The 18,216-nt window shown below is 70.8% G+C and carries 15 protein-coding genes and 2 tRNA genes; 10 read left to right on the top strand and 7 right to left on the bottom strand.

All coding sequences use genetic code 11. The features are described 5' to 3' along the window. Positions 1-82: 82 nt before the first annotated feature. The 5 genes from dusB (at position 83) to ACFRAL_RS06565 (ending at position 5,453) form a co-directional block, all read left to right on the top strand. Positions 83-1,258 carry a tRNA dihydrouridine synthase DusB gene (gene dusB / locus ACFRAL_RS06585; RefSeq protein WP_336397094.1) on the top strand — a complete coding sequence of 392 codons (1,176 nt, stop codon included), beginning with the start codon at positions 83-85 and terminating at the stop codon, positions 1,256-1,258. Continuing rightward, complete coding sequence (locus tag ACFRAL_RS06580) at positions 1,248-2,612, top strand: deoxyguanosinetriphosphate triphosphohydrolase (RefSeq protein ID WP_378880969.1); 1,365 nt, start codon at positions 1,248-1,250, stop codon at positions 2,610-2,612. Before dusB ends, ACFRAL_RS06580 begins: the two co-directional genes overlap by 11 nt. Beyond that, a complete protein-coding gene (dnaG, locus tag ACFRAL_RS06575; RefSeq protein ID WP_378880966.1) occupies positions 2,612-4,468 on the top strand; it encodes a DNA primase in 1,857 nt (618 codons plus the stop codon). The genes ACFRAL_RS06580 and dnaG overlap by 1 nt, the downstream gene beginning before the upstream one ends. A 49-nt stretch (positions 4,469-4,517) precedes the next feature. Then, positions 4,518-5,306 (top strand): ATP-binding cassette domain-containing protein, encoded by a 789-nt coding sequence (locus ACFRAL_RS06570; RefSeq protein WP_336397097.1) that lies wholly within the window; start codon positions 4,518-4,520, stop codon positions 5,304-5,306. 74 nt (positions 5,307-5,380) lie between these two features. Next, positions 5,381-5,453 (top strand) — tRNA-Asn (locus ACFRAL_RS06565). 76 nt (positions 5,454-5,529) lie between these two features. On the opposite strand, the gene def is transcribed toward ACFRAL_RS06565, so the two are convergent. Continuing rightward, positions 5,530-6,096, bottom strand: coding sequence for a peptide deformylase (gene def / locus ACFRAL_RS06560; protein WP_336397098.1), 567 nt, complete (start codon positions 6,094-6,096; stop codon positions 5,530-5,532). Positions 6,097-6,138: 42 nt separating this feature from the next. Here def and ACFRAL_RS06555 point away from each other — a divergent pair, with 42 nt between their 5' ends. From ACFRAL_RS06555 to nagE, 3 genes are all read left to right on the top strand, one after another. Then, entirely contained in the window at positions 6,139-7,230 is a 1,092-nt protein-coding gene (locus ACFRAL_RS06555; protein ID WP_336397099.1) for a DMT family transporter, read from the top strand. A gap of 54 nt (positions 7,231-7,284) precedes the next feature. Continuing rightward, positions 7,285-7,358: transfer RNA gene (locus ACFRAL_RS06550), tRNA-Ile, on the top strand. A 196-nt stretch (positions 7,359-7,554) separates the two neighbouring features. Next, positions 7,555-9,492: an N-acetylglucosamine-specific PTS transporter subunit IIBC gene (nagE, locus tag ACFRAL_RS06545; protein WP_378880962.1), complete on the top strand. Its 1,938-nt coding sequence runs from the start codon at positions 7,555-7,557 to the stop codon at positions 9,490-9,492. Between the two features lie 63 nt (positions 9,493-9,555). On the opposite strand, the gene ACFRAL_RS06540 is transcribed toward nagE, so the two are convergent. Next, positions 9,556-11,562, bottom strand: coding sequence for a DUF262 domain-containing protein (locus ACFRAL_RS06540; RefSeq protein WP_336397101.1), 2,007 nt, complete (start codon positions 11,560-11,562; stop codon positions 9,556-9,558). A 165-nt stretch (positions 11,563-11,727) separates the two neighbouring features. On the opposite strand from ACFRAL_RS06540, the gene ACFRAL_RS06535 reads away from it, so the two are divergent. Next, complete coding sequence (locus tag ACFRAL_RS06535) at positions 11,728-12,501, top strand: hypothetical protein (protein WP_336397102.1); 774 nt, start codon at positions 11,728-11,730, stop codon at positions 12,499-12,501. 144 nt (positions 12,502-12,645) lie between these two features. Next, positions 12,646-13,149 carry a DUF3145 domain-containing protein gene (locus tag ACFRAL_RS06530; RefSeq protein ID WP_336397103.1) on the top strand — a complete coding sequence of 168 codons (504 nt, stop codon included), beginning with the start codon at positions 12,646-12,648 and terminating at the stop codon, positions 13,147-13,149. 198 nt (positions 13,150-13,347) lie between these two features. Here ACFRAL_RS06530 and ACFRAL_RS06525 read toward each other — a convergent pair whose 3' ends face one another. From ACFRAL_RS06525 to ACFRAL_RS06505, 5 genes are all read right to left on the bottom strand, one after another. Further along, on the bottom strand, positions 13,348-14,586 hold the full coding sequence (locus tag ACFRAL_RS06525) for a beta-ketoacyl-[acyl-carrier-protein] synthase family protein (RefSeq protein WP_336397104.1): 1,239 nt from the start codon (positions 14,584-14,586) through the stop codon (positions 13,348-13,350). Between the two features lie 57 nt (positions 14,587-14,643). After that, positions 14,644-14,892, bottom strand: coding sequence for an acyl carrier protein (locus tag ACFRAL_RS06520; RefSeq protein ID WP_336397105.1), 249 nt, complete (start codon positions 14,890-14,892; stop codon positions 14,644-14,646). A gap of 76 nt (positions 14,893-14,968) precedes the next feature. Continuing rightward, positions 14,969-15,970: a beta-ketoacyl-ACP synthase III gene (locus ACFRAL_RS06515; protein WP_336397106.1), complete on the bottom strand. Its 1,002-nt coding sequence runs from the start codon at positions 15,968-15,970 to the stop codon at positions 14,969-14,971. Between the two features lie 13 nt (positions 15,971-15,983). After that, on the bottom strand, positions 15,984-16,895 hold the full coding sequence (locus ACFRAL_RS06510) for an ACP S-malonyltransferase (RefSeq protein WP_336397107.1): 912 nt from the start codon (positions 16,893-16,895) through the stop codon (positions 15,984-15,986). A 97-nt stretch (positions 16,896-16,992) separates the two neighbouring features. Beyond that, positions 16,993-18,213 carry a PucR family transcriptional regulator gene (locus ACFRAL_RS06505; protein WP_378880954.1) on the bottom strand — a complete coding sequence of 407 codons (1,221 nt, stop codon included), beginning with the start codon at positions 18,211-18,213 and terminating at the stop codon, positions 16,993-16,995. Between the last annotated feature and the right edge of the window lie 3 nt (positions 18,214-18,216).

The following is an 18,216-nucleotide window of genomic DNA, read 5'->3' as shown; positions in this document are numbered from 1 at the left end:
GGCCCGTCCCGTGGCCGCGCCGCGCCACGCGGATCCACAGCCGAGACGGGCGTTCAGCCAAGGAACGGATTCCTGTACGAGAATGGAACGCGTGACCACCGCCCTCGCCCCGACCCGCGCGCTGCGCCTCGGGCCCATCGAACTCGACGCGCCCGTGGTGCTCGCGCCGATGGCGGGCATCACCAACACCGCGTTCCGCCGGCTCTGCCGCGAGTACGGCGCGGGGCTGTACGTCAGCGAGATGATCACGACGCGCGCACTCGTCGAGCGCAACGCGACGACGATGCGGCTCATCACCCACCACGAGTCCGAGACCCCGCGCTCCATCCAGCTCTACGGCGTCGATCCCGCGACGACGGAGGCGGCGGTGCGGCTCCTCGTAGAGGAGGACCGGGCCGATCACATCGACCTGAACTTCGGATGCCCCGTCCCCAAGGTCACGCGCAAGGGCGGCGGAGCGGCGCTGCCGTGGAAGCTCGGCCTGTTCCGTGAGATCGTGACGCGCGCGGCGCGTGCCGCCGGCGACATCCCCCTCACGGTGAAGATGCGCAAGGGCATCGATGCCGACCACCTGACGTACCTCGACGCCGGGCGGATCGCGGAGGACGCGGGCGTGGCCGCGGTCGCGCTCCACGCGCGCACGGCGTCGGAGTTCTACTCCGGCCAGGCCGACTGGTCGGCGATCGCCCGGCTCAAGGAGGCCGTGACCAGCGTCCCGGTACTCGGCAACGGCGACATCTGGTCGGCCGACGACGCGGCGCGGATGATGGCTGAGACCGGTTGCGACGGCGTCGTCGTCGGACGCGGATGCCTCGGCCGGCCGTGGCTGTTCGGAGACCTGGCGCGCGCCCTCGGCGGCCCGGGGGCGGCGCCCGCGCAGCCGGTCGACGCGACCCTCGGGTTCGTCGCTCGCGCGTTCCGGCGGCACGCCGAGCTCCTGGTCGAGTTCTTCGAGGACGAGGGCCGCGGCTGCCGAGACATCCGCAAGCACGTCGCCTGGTACTTCAAGGGCTACCCCGTCGGCGGCGAACTGCGCGCGAGCCTGGCGACGGCGTCCAGCCTCACCGAGATCGACGATCTGCTGGCGACCCTCGACGCCGACGCGCCGTACCCCGGCGCCGCCGCCGAGGGGCAGCGGGGCCGCGCGGGGACCCCCAAGCGTCCGGCGCTGCCCGACGGCTGGCTGAACTCGCGCGAGCTGAGCGCCGAGGCATCCACCGCCATCGCCGACGCGGAACTCGACCACAGTGGCGGCTGACGACTCCGCGGGCGCCGCCGACCGGCCCGCCGGCTACGACGACGCCGACGCCGCCCGCTTCCACGCCGAGCAGCACCGCTCCCAGCGCGACGACTTCGCCCGCGACCGCGCGCGCGTGCTCCACTCCGCCGCGCTGCGGCGCCTCGCGGCCAAGACCCAGGTGCTCAGTCCCGCGAGCCCCGCCGACTTCGCACGCAACCGTCTGACGCACTCGCTCGAGGTCGCCCAGGTCGGTCGCGAGCTCGCCACCGCGCTCGACCTCGCCGCGGACGTGGTCGACACCGCCTGTCTCAGTCACGACCTGGGGCATCCGCCGTTCGGCCACAACGGGGAGCGCGCGCTCAACGAGTGGGCCGAGGACTTCGGCGGCTTCGAGGGCAACGCGCAGACGCTGCGCATCCTCACCCGGCTCGAGCCGAAGGTCATCGACGCCGACGGGCGCAGCTTCGGCCTCAACCTCACGCGCGCGAGCCTGGACGCATCGTGCAAGTATCCCTGGACCGCCGACCACCCGCTTCCCGATCCCGGCGGACGGCTGAAGTTCGGCGTCTACCCCGAGGACGAGGACGTCTTCCGCTGGCTGCGTGCGGACGCGCCCGGACGTGTGCGGTGCATCGAGGCCGAGGTCATGGACCTGTCCGACGACATCGCCTACTCGGTGCACGACTTCGAGGACGCGATCGTCAACGGCTACCTGGATCCCGCGCGCCTGGCCGATCCCCGCGAGCACGAGTGGCTGCTGACCGCGATCCAGTCGTGGGTCGGCTTCGACTTCGCCCGCGACGAGCTCGAGGACGCCCTGTTCCGGCTCACGCGCATGCCCGAGTGGATCGACGCGTTCGACGGATCCCGCGCCGCGCTCGCGCGCTTGAAGAACCTGACCTCCGATCTGATCGGCCGCTTCGCCCGCGCCGCCACGACGGCCACCCGCGAGTCGTACGCGACCTCCGTCCTCACGCGCTACCGCGGTCACCTCGTGGTGCCGCGCGTCGTCGAGGCCGAGATGGCGGTCCTCAAGGGCATCATCGGGGCGGCCGTCGTCTCGATCGAGGGACGCAAGGATCTCTACAAGGAGCAGCGGCGGGTCCTCAAGCGCCTGGCGAGCGCGCTGTGGGAACGGCCGGAGGCGCTGGACCGCCTGCACGCGCAGGACTTCGCGTCGGCGCGGACGGATGCCGCGCGCCGGCGGGTCGTCGTGGATCAGGTCGCGAGCCTCACCGATCAGCTGGCGATCGCGTGGCACGGGTCCCTCGTCGGACAGCTGGATCCGGCCTCCGTCGGCGTCTGGGCTCCCGGCGCCCGCCCGATGGACGCACCGGCGGGCCCCGCGCCCGAGCGATCCGAGGTGCGCTGATGGCGGGGCGCATCCGGCAGGCCGACGTCGACGAGGTGAAGGCCCGCACGAACATCGCCGACATCATCGGCGAGCGCGTGGCCCTCAAGTCCGCCGGCGTGGGCTCGCTCAAAGGGCTGTGCCCCTTCCACGACGAGCGGAGCCCCAGCTTCAACGTGCGCCCGCAGGCCGGGTTCTACCACTGCTTCGGCTGCGGCGAGTCCGGGGACGTCTACTCGTTCCTGCGCGCGATGGACCACGTGACGTTCACCGAGGCCGTCGAGCGCCTCGCCGGGCGGATCGGCTACGCCCTGCACTACGAGGACGGCGGCGCAGCCCCCGAGCACACCGGGCGCGCGCGGCTGTACGCCGCCAACGCCGCCGCCGCCGAGTTCTTCCGCGCGCAGCTCATGACCGCCGAGGCCGACACGGCGCGGAGGTTCCTCGGCCAGCGCGGCTTCGACGCCGGGGCGGCTGCCCATTTCGGGGTGGGCTACGCCCCGAAGGGCTGGTCGGGGATGCACTCCGTCCTGCGCGCGCAGGGCTACACCGACGAGGAGCTGTCGTCCGCGGGGCTGGTGTCGCAGGGGCAGCGCGGGGTGTACGACCGCTTCCGCGGCCGCGTCGTGTGGCCGATCCGCGACGTCACCGGGCAGGTCATCGGCTTCGGCGCACGCAGGCTCTACGACGACGACCAGGGACCCAAGTACCTCAACACCCCCGAGACGACCATCTACAAGAAGGCCCAGGTGCTCTACGGCCTCGACCTCGCCAAACGCGAGATCTCGCGGGAGCACCGCGTCGTGGTCGTCGAGGGCTACACCGACGTCATGGCCTGTCACCTCGCCGGCATCACCACGGCTATCGCGACGTGCGGTACCGCTTTCGGCTCCGACCACATCTCGGTGCTGCGACGCGTGATGGGCGACGACTCCACGGCGGGCGAGGTGGTCTTCACCTTCGACCCCGATGCGGCCGGCCAGAAGGCGGCGCTGCGCGCCTTCGCCGACGCCAAGCGCTTCAACGCGCAGACCTACGTCGCGACCGGGCCCGAGGGGCTGGATCCGTGCGACCTGCGCCTCACCCGCGGCGACAGCGCGGTCCGCGGGCTTCTGGAGACGAAGGTCCCGATGGTGGAGTTCGTCCTGGACCAGCGCATCTCGGGCTACGACCTCGCGAGCGTGGAGGGGCGAGTCGGGGCGCTCCGCACCGCCGCCCCCGTGGTGGCCGAGCTTCGCGACCCGCTGCTGCAGCCGGAGTACGTGAGGGTGCTCGCACGCCGGCTCGGCATGGACACCGAGGACGTCCGGCGGGAGGTGGAGCGCGCCGGGCGCGGCGGGAGACGGGATGCCCCGGCCGCTGCGGAGCCGCCCGCACCCTCCTCCTCGGAGGACGGCGCCCTGCATGTCACGCTCGCCACGCTGCCGCGCACGCCGGAGGTGGGACTCGAGCGCGACGCCCTGATGGGCGTCCTGCAGTTCGGCCACCGCATGGAGCCCGCCCTCGTCGCACGGGCGCTGGAGCAACCGTTCCGCCACCCGGCGCTCGACGCCGTCCGCGCCGCGGTGGTCTCGGCCGCCGACATGCAGCGGCCCGGCTGGTCGGCTGCGGTCGTCGGCACCGTGCGGGAGCCCTACCGGTCGCTGGCGGCCGAGCTGCTTGCGGGCGACTTCCCGGCGCTGAACGACGAGGCGGCCGTCGCCTCGGCCGGTGACCTGGCGCGGCGGCTCGTGATGCGCGCCATCGATCGCGAGAAGGCCGAGCTGCTGGGCGCGATCCAGCGGGTGCCCGCCGATTCCGAACAGGGTCGCAGCATCCGCCTGCGCCTGCGCGAGCTCGACGCACGACGTCAGGCGATCGCCGACGAGTCCTCCTGACGGACTGCTCCGACTGGCGCGAGGGTCCGCTGCCGGGCAGGATGAGGAGATGGCTCGACGACGAACCGCGGATGCCGCGATCGACTGCTCCGACCTGTCGATCGCCCGCGCGGGTCGTGGCGGCCCGAGTCAGCGCGTCGTCGACGGCGTCACATTCCGCCTGGCGCATGGACGCAACCTCGCCGTGATGGGACCGACCGGATCCGGCAAGTCCTCGCTCGCCGCGGTCCTGGCCGGGGCCGACGAGCCCGGCCTCGCGGTCGTGGGCGGGGACGGCACGGTCGAGGGCGTCTCCGTGCGCCGGCCAGGGCGTGACCATCGCTTCCTCACCTACTACGCCGGATACCTGCCCCAGTCGGCGGGGGCGCGCCTTCCCGCCCGGCTCACCGTCGCCGAGGTCATCAGCGCACCCATCACCAGCCGCGACCGGCGGGTGAGCTCGCGCGCTCTCGCGGTGCGCGTCGCGTCACTGCTGGACGAGATGATGCTTCCGCTGGGCGCCTCGGCCAAGTACCCCTACGAGCTGAGCGCGGGCATGCGCCAGCGCGTCGCTCTGGCGCGCGCGCTCGTGCTCCAGCCGCGTGTCCTCATCGCCGACGAGCCCTACGCGAACATGGACGTCGAGGTGCGCAAAGCCGCGCGCGAGGCGATCCTCCGGCGGCAGCGCGACCTCGGCATGGCCGCGCTGGTGGTGACGAATCAGGCCGACGTCGTCGACGAGCTCGACGCCGACGTGCTGGTGCTGCGCGCCGGCCATGCCGTCGCATTCGGCCACGGAACACAGGACCTGCTGTGGACGCCGAGCGGCGAAGCGGATCGGAGACTCGTCGGGTCCTGAGGCCTGCCGTGGTCATGACCATGGGTGGAGCTTTGCTAATATGGACTGGTTGCCCGCGCGAGAGTGCGGAACATTCCTCCATAGCTCAATTGGCAGAGCAATCGGCTGTTAACCGATAGGTTCTTGGTTCGAGTCCAAGTGGGGGAGCGGATCGGCCCCGAGCTCCACCTCGGGGCCTTTCTTCGTCTTCAGACGCCCTGAGGACGCCGCGCGGCGGGTCGCGTCACGCGTCGAGGTCGTCGACGCCGGGGGTCCATGAGCTTCCCGGCCGGCCCCAGCCGCGCTTGCGGGCGATCTTCTGCACGGTCTTCCAGTCGCCGTCGTCGAGGCGGTCCACGTACAGCACGCCGTCGAGGTGGTCGAACTCGTGCTGCATGATGCGGGCGCGCCAGCCGTCGACCTGAATGCGCACGGGCTCGCCCTCGAGGTCGGTCCCGGTGACGAGCACCTCGTCGGAGCGCCGCAGCGGGAACCGCTCGCCCGGGAACGACAGGCACCCCTCGGATTCCTCGTCGGGGTCGGGCGCGCCGGGCTCGAGCGGCCGCATCCACAGCTCCGGGTTGACGATCACGCCGCGCCAGGGAGCGCCCTCGTCATCGGTGTACGAGTAGGTGTAGATCCGCAGCGGGACGCCGACCTGCGGGGCTGCCAGGCCCACGCCGGGGGCGGCATCCATCGTCTCGAACATGTCGGCGACGAGCGTGCGGACCTCGTCCGTGATCGCCTCGACACGGGATGCGGGGGAGTGCAGGACGGGATCGCCCATGATGCGAATCGGGAGAACAGCCACGCCTTGAGCCTATCGAGCGACGCCTGCGGCTAATGTCGATGTGTGCTGTGGACCGCGGTGGAGCTCGAGGACGTGGGAGACCAGCTGGTCGGCGCGTTCCAGAACCCTGGCCTGCTGTACGGCATCCCGCTCGCCCTGCTGGGCGCGGTCTTCATGTCGTTCGGGGCCCAGTATCAGCACCGCGGCGTGACCAAGGTCGAACGGATGAGCCGTTCGCAGCCGACTCAGGGCGGCCTCGATGCGAGCCACCTGCTCAAGCTGCTCTCGCGCCCTTCGTGGGTCATCGGCACGGTCATGCTCGCACTGGCCATCGTGTGTCAGCTCTCCGCCCTCGCCGTGGCGCCGCTCATCGTGGTGCAGCCGCTGGGTGCGATCGCGCTCGTCATCACGACCCTTCTGAACGCGCAGATCAGCGGGCACAAGCCCACGCGACGCTCGCTGATCGCGATCGCGGCGTGCGTGGGGGGCATCTTCGTCTTCGTGACCATCGCGGCCCTCTTCGCGACCGAGAAGCCGGTCTCCAGCGGACAGCTGATCACGATCCTGGTGCTGCTCGCCGTGGTGACGCTGGTCTTCGCGGGGTTGTGGGTGTGGCTGCGCAAGCGGATGGGCGCCCTCTTCTACATCACCGCCGCGGGGGTCATCTACGGCTTCGTCGCGACGCTCGCCAAGGTCGTCATCGAGCGCATCAAGGACAACGACTTCGACGGGCTCACCTTCCTGTGCCTCGCCGCCCTCATCGTCGGGGCGATCGTCGGCGCGTACTTCGTGCAGAGCGCCTACGCCTCCGGCCCGCCGGACCTCGTGGTCGCCGGCCTCACCGTCATCGACCCGATCGTCGCCATCCTCATCGGCCTGATCGTCCTGCAGGAGGTCGCGGGGGCGCCGCTGTGGGTGTACATCGCCTTCGCCGTGGTGGGCGCGGTCGCGGTATGGGGCGTGTTCCAGCTCGCGCGCCATCACCCGCAGGTGCTCAGCGAGAGCCAGGAGCTCCCGATCCAGCGGGGGAGCACCGGAACGGCACCGGACGACGCGCACCCCTCCACCGCGTCGATCAAGGTCACCGAGGCGGTGGCGAAGGTGTGGCCGGAGCCGCCCGTGAAGGACCCGGCCGACAAGCCCGACACCCGCTGACGCCGCGGATCGCTCCGGCGGGCGGGTAGGCTTCTTCGCGCACCCGATGTGCGGGGGGCGGTGGCCAAGCTGGTCAAGGCAGCGGGCTCATAACCCGACGATCGTGGGTTCAAGTCCCACCCGCCCTACCGATGAGGACCGCCGCGGCATCCTGTCCGCGGCGGTCCTCTGCGCTCCCGGTCTGCGTGCGCGCCGCCGCCGCGCCCGATCGAGCCGGATTCGTTCACCATCCTTACTTTCGGAGGGAGTGGCACTGACGGCGATCGCCGATTGACGGTAGCGTCATCGTCACAACCCATTCCTGGCCCCCCCTGGAGGAGAACAATGAAGTTCCTGCAGAGGCTCGGCAGATCGATCATGCTTCCGGTGGCAGTGCTGCCGGTCGCTGCGATCCTGTCCGGCATCTCGTACTGGATCAGCTCGGCAGCCGGTCCCAACGTCGTCTCGACATTCCTCGGCGCCGCCGGCGGCTCGCTGCTGGACAACATGGCGCTGCTGTTCGCCGTCGGCATCGCGCTGGGCATGGCGGAGAAGTCGGACGGCACCTCGGCGCTGGCGGGCCTGGTGTCGTGGCTCGTGGTCACGACGCTGCTCAAGCCCGAGACCGTCCTCCTCTTCACCGGCGTCGACAACGTCAATGAGGTCGACCCGGCGTTCCTGCGTGTGCAGAACGTCTTCGTCGGCATCATCTGCGGCCTCATCGGCGCCTACTGCTACAACAAGTTCAAGGACACGCGCCTGCCCGACGCGCTGTCGTTCTTCTCGGGCAAGCGCTCGGTGGCGATCGTCACGGCCGGCTTCTCGCTGGTCGTCGCCGTCGTCCTGTTCTTCGTCTGGCCGTTCGTGTACGGCGGCCTGGTCGGATTCGGCGAGTGGATCGTGACGCTCGGCGCGTTCGGCACGGGCATCTACGGGTTCCTCAACCGCCTGCTCATCCCGGTGGGGCTCCACCACGCCCTGAACTCGGTGTTCTGGTTCGATGTCGCGGGCATCAACGACCTCAACAACTTCCTCGCCGGCGAGGGCACGTACGGCGTGACCGGGCAGTACATGACGGGCTTCTTCCCGATCATGATGTTCGGCCTCCCCGGCGCCGCCCTCGCGATGTACCTCACGGCGAGGACCACCAGGAAGAAGCTCGCCTACGGCATCCTGTTCTCTGGCGCCATCGCCTCCTTCTTCGTGGGTGTGACCGAGCCCCTCGAGTTCGCCTTCATGTTCCTCGCGCCGGTGCTCTACCTCACGCATGCCGTGTTCACGGGCATCTCGATGGCGATCAGCCAGATCCTTCCGGTGCGCATGGGATTCGGCTTCTCCGGCGGCTTCATCGACCTCGTCCTCAACTGGATGAACCCGATGGCGCAGAACCCGTGGCTCATCCCCGTGATGGGCGTCTTCTGGTTCTTCATCTACTTCGTGGTGTTCTACTTCTTTATCAAGCGGTTCAACCTCAAGACGCCGGGACGCGAGGACGACGACATCCTCGGCGAGGGCACCGAGTACGACACCCACACGGCCGACGACAAGTACCTCGTCACGGGAGGACGGTTCATCGACGCCCTCGGCGGCAAGGACAAAATCCTCGAGCTGGAGAACTGCGCCACCCGCCTGCGCATGGAGATCGACGACGTGAGCAAGGTCGACGACGCCGCGCTCAAGCGCGCCGGTGCGGCGGGAACCATGAAGCCCGGCGGCAAGTCCGTGCAGGTGGTCTACGGAACGAACGTGCAGTTCGTGAAGGACGCCATGGAGGCGATCCTCGCGGGCCGCGCATCGGCTCCCGCCGGCGCGACGGCCGAGCCGACACCCACGCCGGCCGCGGGTGGGACCGCCGTGCTGACCGATGCTCCCGCGACGACCACGATCCGGCTGCGCCAGCCGCTGGCGGGCCGCGTCGTGCCGCTCTCGGAGGTGCCCGATCCGACCTTCGCCGAGGGCGTCATGGGCCCGGGCGTCGCGATCGAGCCGACCGGCGACACGGTGGTCGCTCCCGCTGACGGCACCATCGGCGCCACGTTCGACAGCAGCCACGCCGTGGCCCTCGTGCTGGAGGACGGCACCGAGCTGCTCATCCACGTCGGCATCGACACGGTCGGCATGAAGGGCGACGGATTCGAGACCCTCGTCCAGAAGGGGCAGAAGGTGACGGCAGGCACTCCGCTGCTGCGCTTCGACCTGGCGAGGATCCGCGCCGCCGGCCACCCCGCGGTGACCCCGGTCATCGTCCTCAACAACGAGAACGCGGCCGTCTCGTTCGAGTGACGCCGGCAGGACCCCGATGACGGGTGGGACGGATGCCTCGGCGCGAGGCATCCGTCCCGCCCGTCACATCGCCTCGCCGATGTAGGAGTACTTGACGAAGACCTCGGGGGCCATGCCCGCCTCCTCGAGGACGCCCTGCACGGCGCTCAGCATGTAGCTGGAGTCCCACCCCATGTAGAGCGAGTGATGGTCGTCGAGTCGATCCCACTGACCGTTCCAGGACTGCGCGGTGTAGACCGGGCCGCCGCGGCGGGCGCTGTACGACACGACCGCCGCACGCGCATCAGCCCACAGCCGCTTGAAGACGCGGTTGAAGAGGTGCTTGACGTCGTAGACCTCCCAGTGCTCGCCGCAGTACTCGACGTACGACCACTCGCGGTGCCAGCCGGGGGGCCATCCCCGCCGGCGGACCGCGTCGAGGATCGGGGTGAGGCCGTCGTCGTCGATGGCGGGCCCACCGGGGCGCTTCCACACCTGCACGAAGCGCTCGGTCAGGTGCCGGGAGCGCTCGGCGATGGCGGCGGTGCCCCACGCCGGCACCTCGGCGAGCTCGGCGGTCGTCACGATCGCGCTCCGGGCGTAGAGGGCCTTCTTCTCGGGGAACGAGCGGTCGAAGGCTCGGAACGCGAGGTCCTCCTCGAGCACGGCCAGGTTGCCGATGGTCTGGGCGAGCGCGCGATGACTGTTCTGCTCGTCCTCGCTGTACGCGGCCCACTCCCGCACGCCGTCGCCCGACCAGGCATCGCCGGGGGCAAGGGGGAAGATGTGCTCGATGTCGACCTCGGCGGCGGGGTCGAGTCCGGCGATGCGCCCGAGCGCATATCGCGCGTGCGGCAGCTCGGAGTACTTGAGCGCCACGGCGATGCGCTCGTCGGACGGCGTGATGCGTGAGATCGCCGCGACGAGGGCCTCCCATCCCGCTTCTCGGGCGCGGCACAGGCGCGCGACGAGGCGCTGCGTGCCCGTCCCGACGACCGACCGGCGCATCAACAGCGCCTGGATCATCTCCAGGGTCTCGATGAACGCCTCGCGGGCGAGCGCACCGGTCTCGACGTCCCGGTATGCGCGCATGACGAGCGGGTACATCGCGGTGCCGAAGGTGTTGAGGTGACGGAGCTGCTGTGCGATCTCGGCATCCGGCGCCTCGTCCGGCCGCAGCAGCACCCGGTACACGCGTGACAGCGCGCGCCACTCCTCTGCCCGCGCGACGAGCTCGGGGAACGGGAGGCGGGGGAACTCGTGACGGAAGGCGTCGTAGACACCGCGTCCGCCGACCACGGTGACCTCGCGGCCGGTCCGCATCACGAGGTACTGCCGCCAGAAGTCGGCGATCGCGTCGCCCGTGTTCGCCTCGATCGGCCGCCAGAAGTCCGCCTCGACCTCGCGCTGCTCGGCGTGCGTGAGCCCCATCAGGACGTAGTTGTGGATCAGCTCGTGGTCGCGCAGCGGCTCGCCCGTCGAGTTGAGGCTCTCGAAGATCTGCTGGGCGTTCGCGCCCGCACCCAGCGTGATCGCGACGTGCTCGAGCTTCTGCAGCCCCCGCCAGATGTGCGGCGCCTCCTCCACGCTGATCTGGCTGCGGAAGAACGCGTAGTTGTCGTCGAAGCGGGAGTCGCGGTGCTCACCGGGCGGCAGCGGGAGGTCGAGCACGACGCGCTCGAACACGCCGGCCCACGCGCGGTGCGGTCGCAGCTTCGTGCGGGTGACGTCGTGGGAGTGGACCAGGACGCGCTGCAGCTCGTCGGCGAGGTCGGGCCGGGCCTCCCGCACCGTGTGGTGCAGGGCCGCGACGAGGAGCATCAGTGTGGTGGTGCGCTGCTGCCCGTCGATGAGCACGAGCTCCGCGCCCTCGCCCTCGCCGCTCGCGGAGGACAGGATCGAGCCGATGAAGTGCATGTGCCGGTCGTCGAGGTCCGCGACGGCGCGGATGTCGGCCAGCAGCTGCTCGCATCCGCCGATGTCCCACCGGTACTGCCGCTGGTAGACGGGGACGACGATGGTCCAGTCCGCGGCGGAGAGCCACCCGATCGTGTTGACAGCAGTCGCATCGACGTTCGTGGCAGTGACCATGGCTCCTTCAGTCTATTCGGGGCCCCCGGCGCGGAATCGGCGGGCCGCCGGGGCGCCGGTTATTCACGGCTCGGTCACGGGGGCGCCCGAGGGGTGCGAGGTAGGCTTGCCTAAGTTGAGCCTGTTAAAACGTGCTGGCTCACTGACCGAAAGGCATGATTCGTCATGGGTTACATCAAGTCCGCCGCTCTCGATGAGACCGGCTTCGTGGTGCTCGACTCCTACGGGGAGGAGATCGATCCCCAGGAGTGGCTCTCGATCGAGTACGTCGACTGGAAGTCTTCCGGCGACACCCGGTTCGCACCGCTCGCCTCCGCCAAGGGCGAGATCGAGTGCAACGGGTTCTGGAACCACACGCCGCCGCGCACCGACAAGGACGGCGTCTGGATCCCCGAGCAGACCGAGAAGGCGCCGACCCTGACGCGTCGCGCGCAGGAGCCGGGCTCCAACGTGGGGCGCTGCCGCATCATCGAACTGCAGCCGAACACGTACGCCGACGCGCTGTACAACCTGCACCAGGACGACAACAACCGCCTCAACCCCGACGGCACCGGCTGGGTGGTCCGCGGCTTCTTCAACCTGACGGACGACAAGAACAGCTACTTCGTCCTGCGCGAGAACCGCACCGACCCGAGCATCGAGTACCGCGTGGCGCTCCCTGCCGGCGCGCAGCTCATCGTCGACACGCAGCGACTGTGGCACGCGGTGCACCACGACGGCGACGCGCCGCGCTACTGCCTCATCACGTCGTGGGAGTCCGGCCCCGAGCTCGACGCCTACATCGAGAAGTACCACGGCAAGCCCACGACGGACCAGTTCGAGGTCCCCCAGGACGTCCTGGACGCCGGGCAGGCAGAGCAGGCGCGCCGCGACGCCGCCCGCGCGGCCTACTACGCGGCCAAGGGCAAGGCCGCGGTCCAGGCCATGAGCGAGGCCTGACCCGCATCTCATCAGGGGGCGGTGGAATCACACACTTGTGATTCCACCGCCCCCTCGGCGATAATGGCGACAGCACAACCGAACAGCACGCTGTGACACCGTCTCAGGTCGTAGGGGAAGACGCACCTGACGAACGGAGAGATCATGGCGACACACAAGGCGCGTGGGGTGATCTTCATCCACTCCGCGCCACGAGCGTTGTGCCCGCACCTCGAGTGGGCGGTCGGTCGGGCCCTCGGCCGCGCCGTCAGCTTCGACTGGGCGGAACAGCCGGTGCTGGCAGGAAGCCGCCGCGCCGAGTTCTACTGGGAGGGCGCGGCAGGCACCGGCTCGGCCCTCGCGACGGCGATCCGCGGCTGGGAGCACCTGAGGTTCGAGGTGACCGAGGACCCGACCCCGCGCAGCGACGGCGGCCGCTGGCTGCACACCCCGGGACTCGGCATCCACTACGCCCAGACCGATTCCGCGGGCAACGTCGTGATCGGCGAGGACCGCATCCGGTATGCGATGGAGATCGCCGGCGGCGACGCCTCGGAGCTGCACCGGGAGCTGCAGGTCGCCCTCGGTGCGGCGTGGGACGAAGAGCTCGAGCCGTTCCGGCACGCGAGCGACGAGGCGCCGGTCGTCTGGCTCCACAAGGTCGGCTGATCTCCGGCCGGGCGCGGCCCGGCCGCCGCCACGTCGGCGTGACACAACTTCACAGACCCGGGCGGTGCGAGGCGCCACTACCGAGGCTCGGAGGCCGATGATCCCGGGCAGCGGGACCGCGAACCACCGCCTGTCACCACAGACGCCCCGATCTCCCTCTCGCCGAGGGGATCGGGGCGTCTTCGACGTGCGTGCGACTCAGACCGATGCGAAGGCCGCTACCGCGTTGTGCCCGCCGAAGCCGAAGGAGTTGCTGATCGCGAACTGCGGCCCGTCGCCGAGCGGGGTCGGCGACCCGGAGATGCGGAAGGGCACCGCCGGATCCTGCGTCGTCAGGTTGATGGTCGGGGGCGCCACGCGGTCGCGCAGCGCCAGCACCGTGAAGATCGCCTCGAGCGCTCCGGTGCCGCCGAGCAGGTGACCGGTCGAGGCCTTCGTCGCCGACACCGGGATCTCGTCGATGCGCGGGCCGAAGACGGCCCGGAGCGCCTGGTACTCGTTCGGGTCGCCGACCGGGGTCGAGGTGGCGTGCGCGTTGATGTGCGTGACGTCGTCGGCCGAGGCATCCGCCATCTCCAGCGCGAGGTTCACCGCCCGGGCCGCTCCGAGTCCCTCGGGGTCGTTCGCCGTGATGTGGTACGAGTCCGCCGTCACGCCGCCGCCGGCGACGACGGCGTAGATCTTGGCGCCGCGCGCGCGGGCGTGCTCCTCCGTCTCGAGGATGAGAGCTCCGGCGCCCTCGCCCATGACGAAGCCGTCGCGGTCGATGCTGCACGGCCGCGAGGCGGTCGCCGGGTCGTCGTTGCGCCGGGACAGCGCCTGCATCGACGAGAACGCGGCGATCGTGACGGGGTGGATGACCGACTCGGTGCCTCCCGCGATCACGACGTCGGCGAGCCCCGAGCGGATGTGCTCGATGGCGTTGACGATCGACTCGGTGCTCGACGCGCAGGCGCTCGCGACGGTGCGCGCGTAGGCCCGGGCGTTGAAGTGCAGCGACAGGTTGCCCGCCGCGGCGTTGGGCATGAGCATGGGCACCGTCATCGGCAGGACCCGACGCGGGCCCTTTTCGCGCAGCGTGTCCCAGCCGTCGAGGAGGGTGTGCAGACCGCCGATACCGGTCGCGAAGTCCACGCCCAGGCGCTCCGGCTCCACCTCGGGGCTTCCGGCGTCCGCCCAGGCCTCCATGGCCGCGACGAGAGCGAACTGAGACGACGGGTCGAGACGCTTGGCTACGGGGCGCTCGAGCACGGTGTCGGGACGCACCTTCGCCTCCGCGGCGAAGGTCACCGGCAGCTGGTACTGCTCGACCCACTCGTGCTCGAGGGACCGCGTGCCGGACACGCCGTCCAGAAGGGCCGACCAGCTCTCGGGTGCCGTGCCGCCCAGGGGCGATGACGCGCCGATGCCGGTGACGACGATGCGGGAGTTGCTCATGACGGTGAAAGTCCTCGTGGGTGTGCCGGTGGGGGCCGCAGCCCCCACCGGAAGGGGTTACGCCTGGTTGGACGTGATGTAGCTGACGGCGTCGCCGACGGTCTTCAGGTTCTTGACCTCGTCGTCGGGGATGGTGACGCCGAACTTCTCCTCGGCGTTGACGACGATCGTCATCATCGAGATCGAGTCGATGTCGAGGTCGTCGGTGAACGACTTCTCGAGAGCGACCTCGTCGGACGAGATGCCCGTCTCGTCGGTGATGAGCTCGGCGAGTCCGGCGAGGACCTCGTCGCTGGTGAATGCCATGGGATTCTCCTGTTTCTTGGGGGTACGCGGACCCGGGGGCGGGCCGGGTCTCAGTCTATGGTCGGGGCTCGCGGCCTCAGGGAAGCACGACCACCTGTGCGCCGAAGACCAGCCCGGCGCCGAAGCCGATCTGCAGCGCCAGGCCGCCGGAGAGCTCGGGGTGCTCCTCGAGCAGCCGGTGCGTCGCGAGCGGGATCGAGGCCGCCGAGGTGTTGCCGGTCGTCTCGATGTCGCGGCCGATCAGCACCGTGTCGGGGAGGCCGAGCTGCTTGGCGAACTCGTCGATGATGCGCATGTTCGCCTGGTGGGGGACGAAGGCGGCGAGATCCGCTGCCTCCACACCGGCGGCCTCCAGGGCCTGGCGGGCGACCTTGACCATCTCCCACACGGCCCAGCGGAAGACGGTCGGCCCTTCCTGGCGCAGCGTGGGCCAGGGCGCCGCGCCCTCGCGGAACTCGATGAGGGTGTGGTTCATCCCGACCGCGTCGGCCTTCGAGCCGTCCGAGCCCCACACGGTGGGTCCGATGCCGGCGCTGTCGCTGGGGCCGATGACGGCCGCGCCCGCTCCGTCGCCGAGCAGGAACGAGATGCTGCGGTCGGTCGGGTCGACGATGTCGCTGAGCTTCTCGGTGCCGATGACGAGCGCGTAGTGCGCGGCGCCGGCGCGGATGAGGGCGTCCGCCTGCGCGACGCCGTACGCGAAGCCCGCGCACGCGGCGTTGAGGTCGTACGCGGCGGCGGGGTTCGCACCGACGCGGTCGGCGACGATGGCCGACACCGACGGGGTCTGCTTGGGGTTCGAGATCGTCGCGACGATGACGGCGTCGATCTGCGACGCCTCGACGCCCGAGCGCTCGATCGCCTCGCGCGCGGCATCCGTCGCCAGATCGATCGCATCGGTGCCGGCCGACGCGCGCATGCGGGTCACGATCCCGGTGCGCTGACGGATCCACTCGTCGCTGGAGTCGATGGGGCCGACGAGGTCGTCGTTCGGCACGGCGTTCTCGCCGCGTGCGGCGCCGTACGCGTAGATGCGCGTGTGCGCGGCGCCGGTGGGCTGGATGAGGCTGGCGGTCATTCGGGTACTCCGGTCAGGCATCGGCGGCCGGCAGTGCGCCGGCGGCCTCCAGGTCGGCGGGTGTCTTGACGGCGACGGCCGGGACCCCGCGCAGCGCGCGCTTGGCGAGCCCGACGAGCGTGCCCGCCGGCGACAGTTCGACGATGCCCGACACGCCGCTGTCGGCGAAAGAGGCCATGCACAGGTCCCAGCGCACCGGCGAGGCGACCTGCTCGACCAGAAGGTCGACGAAGGCGCGTCCGGAGGCGACAGCGGAACCATCGCGGTTGGTCCACAGCGTCACGCCCGGGTCTGACACCTCATGGTCGGCCGCGGCTGCCCGCAGCGTCTCGACCGCTGGGGACATGTACTGCGTGTGGAACGCGCCGGCGACCTGCAGCGGGATCACGCGCGTGCCCGCGACGGGCTCGGCGGCGAGGGCCTGGAGGGCGGGAAGCGCGCCTGCCACGACGAGCTGGCCGCCGCCGTTGTAGTTCGCGGGGGCGAGCCCCAGCTCGTCCAGGCGGGCGAGGACGGATGCCTCGTCTCCGCCGATCACGGCGCTCATCCCGGTCTCGGCCGCCGCTGCCGCCTCCGCCATGGCTCGGCCGCGGATGCCGACGAGCGTCAGCGCCGCCTCTTCGCTCAGGACGCCTGCGGCCGCCGCGGCGGCGAACTCGCCGACGGAGTGACCGGCGACGCCCCCGATGGCGGCTCGGTCGGGGAGGGCGTTCCACGACAGCAGGCTCGCCGCCACGATGAGCGGCTGGGCGACCTGGGTGTCGCGGATGCGGTCGGCATCCCACTGGGTCCCGGCGGCGACGAGGTCGACCCCCGACCACTCCGAGTAGCGGGCGAGCCGCTCCGCGGCGCCGTCCTCGTCGAGCCACGGAGCCAGGAAGCCGGGGGTCTGGGAGCCCTGCCCGGGGAAGACGGCGATTATCACCGTTCCATCCTGTCAAGGATCATCCGGCGGGTTCTGGCGATACGGTCAAAGAATGCCGGCATGCTTTGTGCGTGGTGCACACCGGGCGCCGTCGCGATCAGGCTGGTGCCCGTCGCTGGGAGGGCGCACGCCGGCGCGCGGCATCCGTCCCGATGGAGCCCAGGATCAGCGCCGTCTGGAGGATGAGCGCCTCCCGCGGGCCCGTCGCATCCCAGCCGATGACCTCCGATACGCGCTTGAGGCGGTAGCGGACGGTGTTCGGATGCACGAAGAGCTCGCGCGCGGTCGCCTCGAGCGACCGGCCGTTGTCGAGGTACGCCCACAGCGTCGACACCAGGTCGGCGCTGTGTGCCTGCAGTGGTCGGTAGATGCGCTCCACCAGCGTGACCTTGGCCAGCGGGTCTCCGGCGAGGGCGCGCTCGGGAAGCAGGTCGTCGGCCTCCACCGGACGCGGCGCGTGGCGCCACGCCCGTGCGACGGCGAAGCCCGCCAGCGCCGCGCGGGCGCTCTGACTCGCGTCCACGAGCGCCGGGACGGTGGGACCGAGCACGAGATACCCGGTGCCGAAGCCCGGCTCCAGCCGGCGCGCGATCTCCGCGAAGGGGAGATCGGTCGCGGCGTCGTCCGCGCGCGAGCCGGGGTCCGCGCGGCCGACCACGAGCACGAGGCGGGAGCCCTGCACGCCGATCAGCACGTCGACGCCCAGCTTGCGGGCGGTCCGGCGCAGCTGGTCGACGTCGAACTGCGGCGGAGTCGTGCCTACGAGCACCGCGACCTCGCCGTGGCCGTGCCACCCGAGGGCGGCGATGCGGCTGGGCAGCTCCTCGTCGGCCTCGCCCGTGAGGATCGAGTCCACGACGAGGGCCTCGAGGCGGGCGTCCCACAGTCCGCGGGCCTCGGCTGCCCGCGCGTAGACGTCCGCCGCCGCGAACGCGACCTCACGCGAGTACAGCAGGATCGCCTCGCGAAGGTGCTCGCCCTTGCCCGCGACGCGCTCCTCGGTCACCTCCACGGTGACCCGGATGAGCTGGAGGGTCTGCTGCAGGCTGACGCTGCGCAGCAGCTCGCGGGGGGCGACGGCGAAGATGTCCGCCGCGATCCACGGGGTGGAGGCGGGATCCTCGTACCAGGAGATGAACGAGGTGATGCCCGCTTGTGCCACCAGCCCGACGGCGGAGCGTCGGGCCGGCGGCATCTCGGCATACCAGGGCAGCGTCTCTTCGAGGCGCTTGATCGTGACGGTGGCGAGATCGCCCGAGATGCGTCGCAGCCAGGCGAGCGTCTCGGGCTTGTCCATCACCTCGGCGGACTTGCCCATTCG

Source organism: Microbacterium sp. NPDC056736, assembly GCF_042790415.1.
Classification (GTDB): Bacteria; Actinomycetota; Actinomycetes; order Actinomycetales; family Microbacteriaceae; genus Microbacterium.
This window is presented reverse-complemented; position numbering and strand designations above follow the sequence as displayed.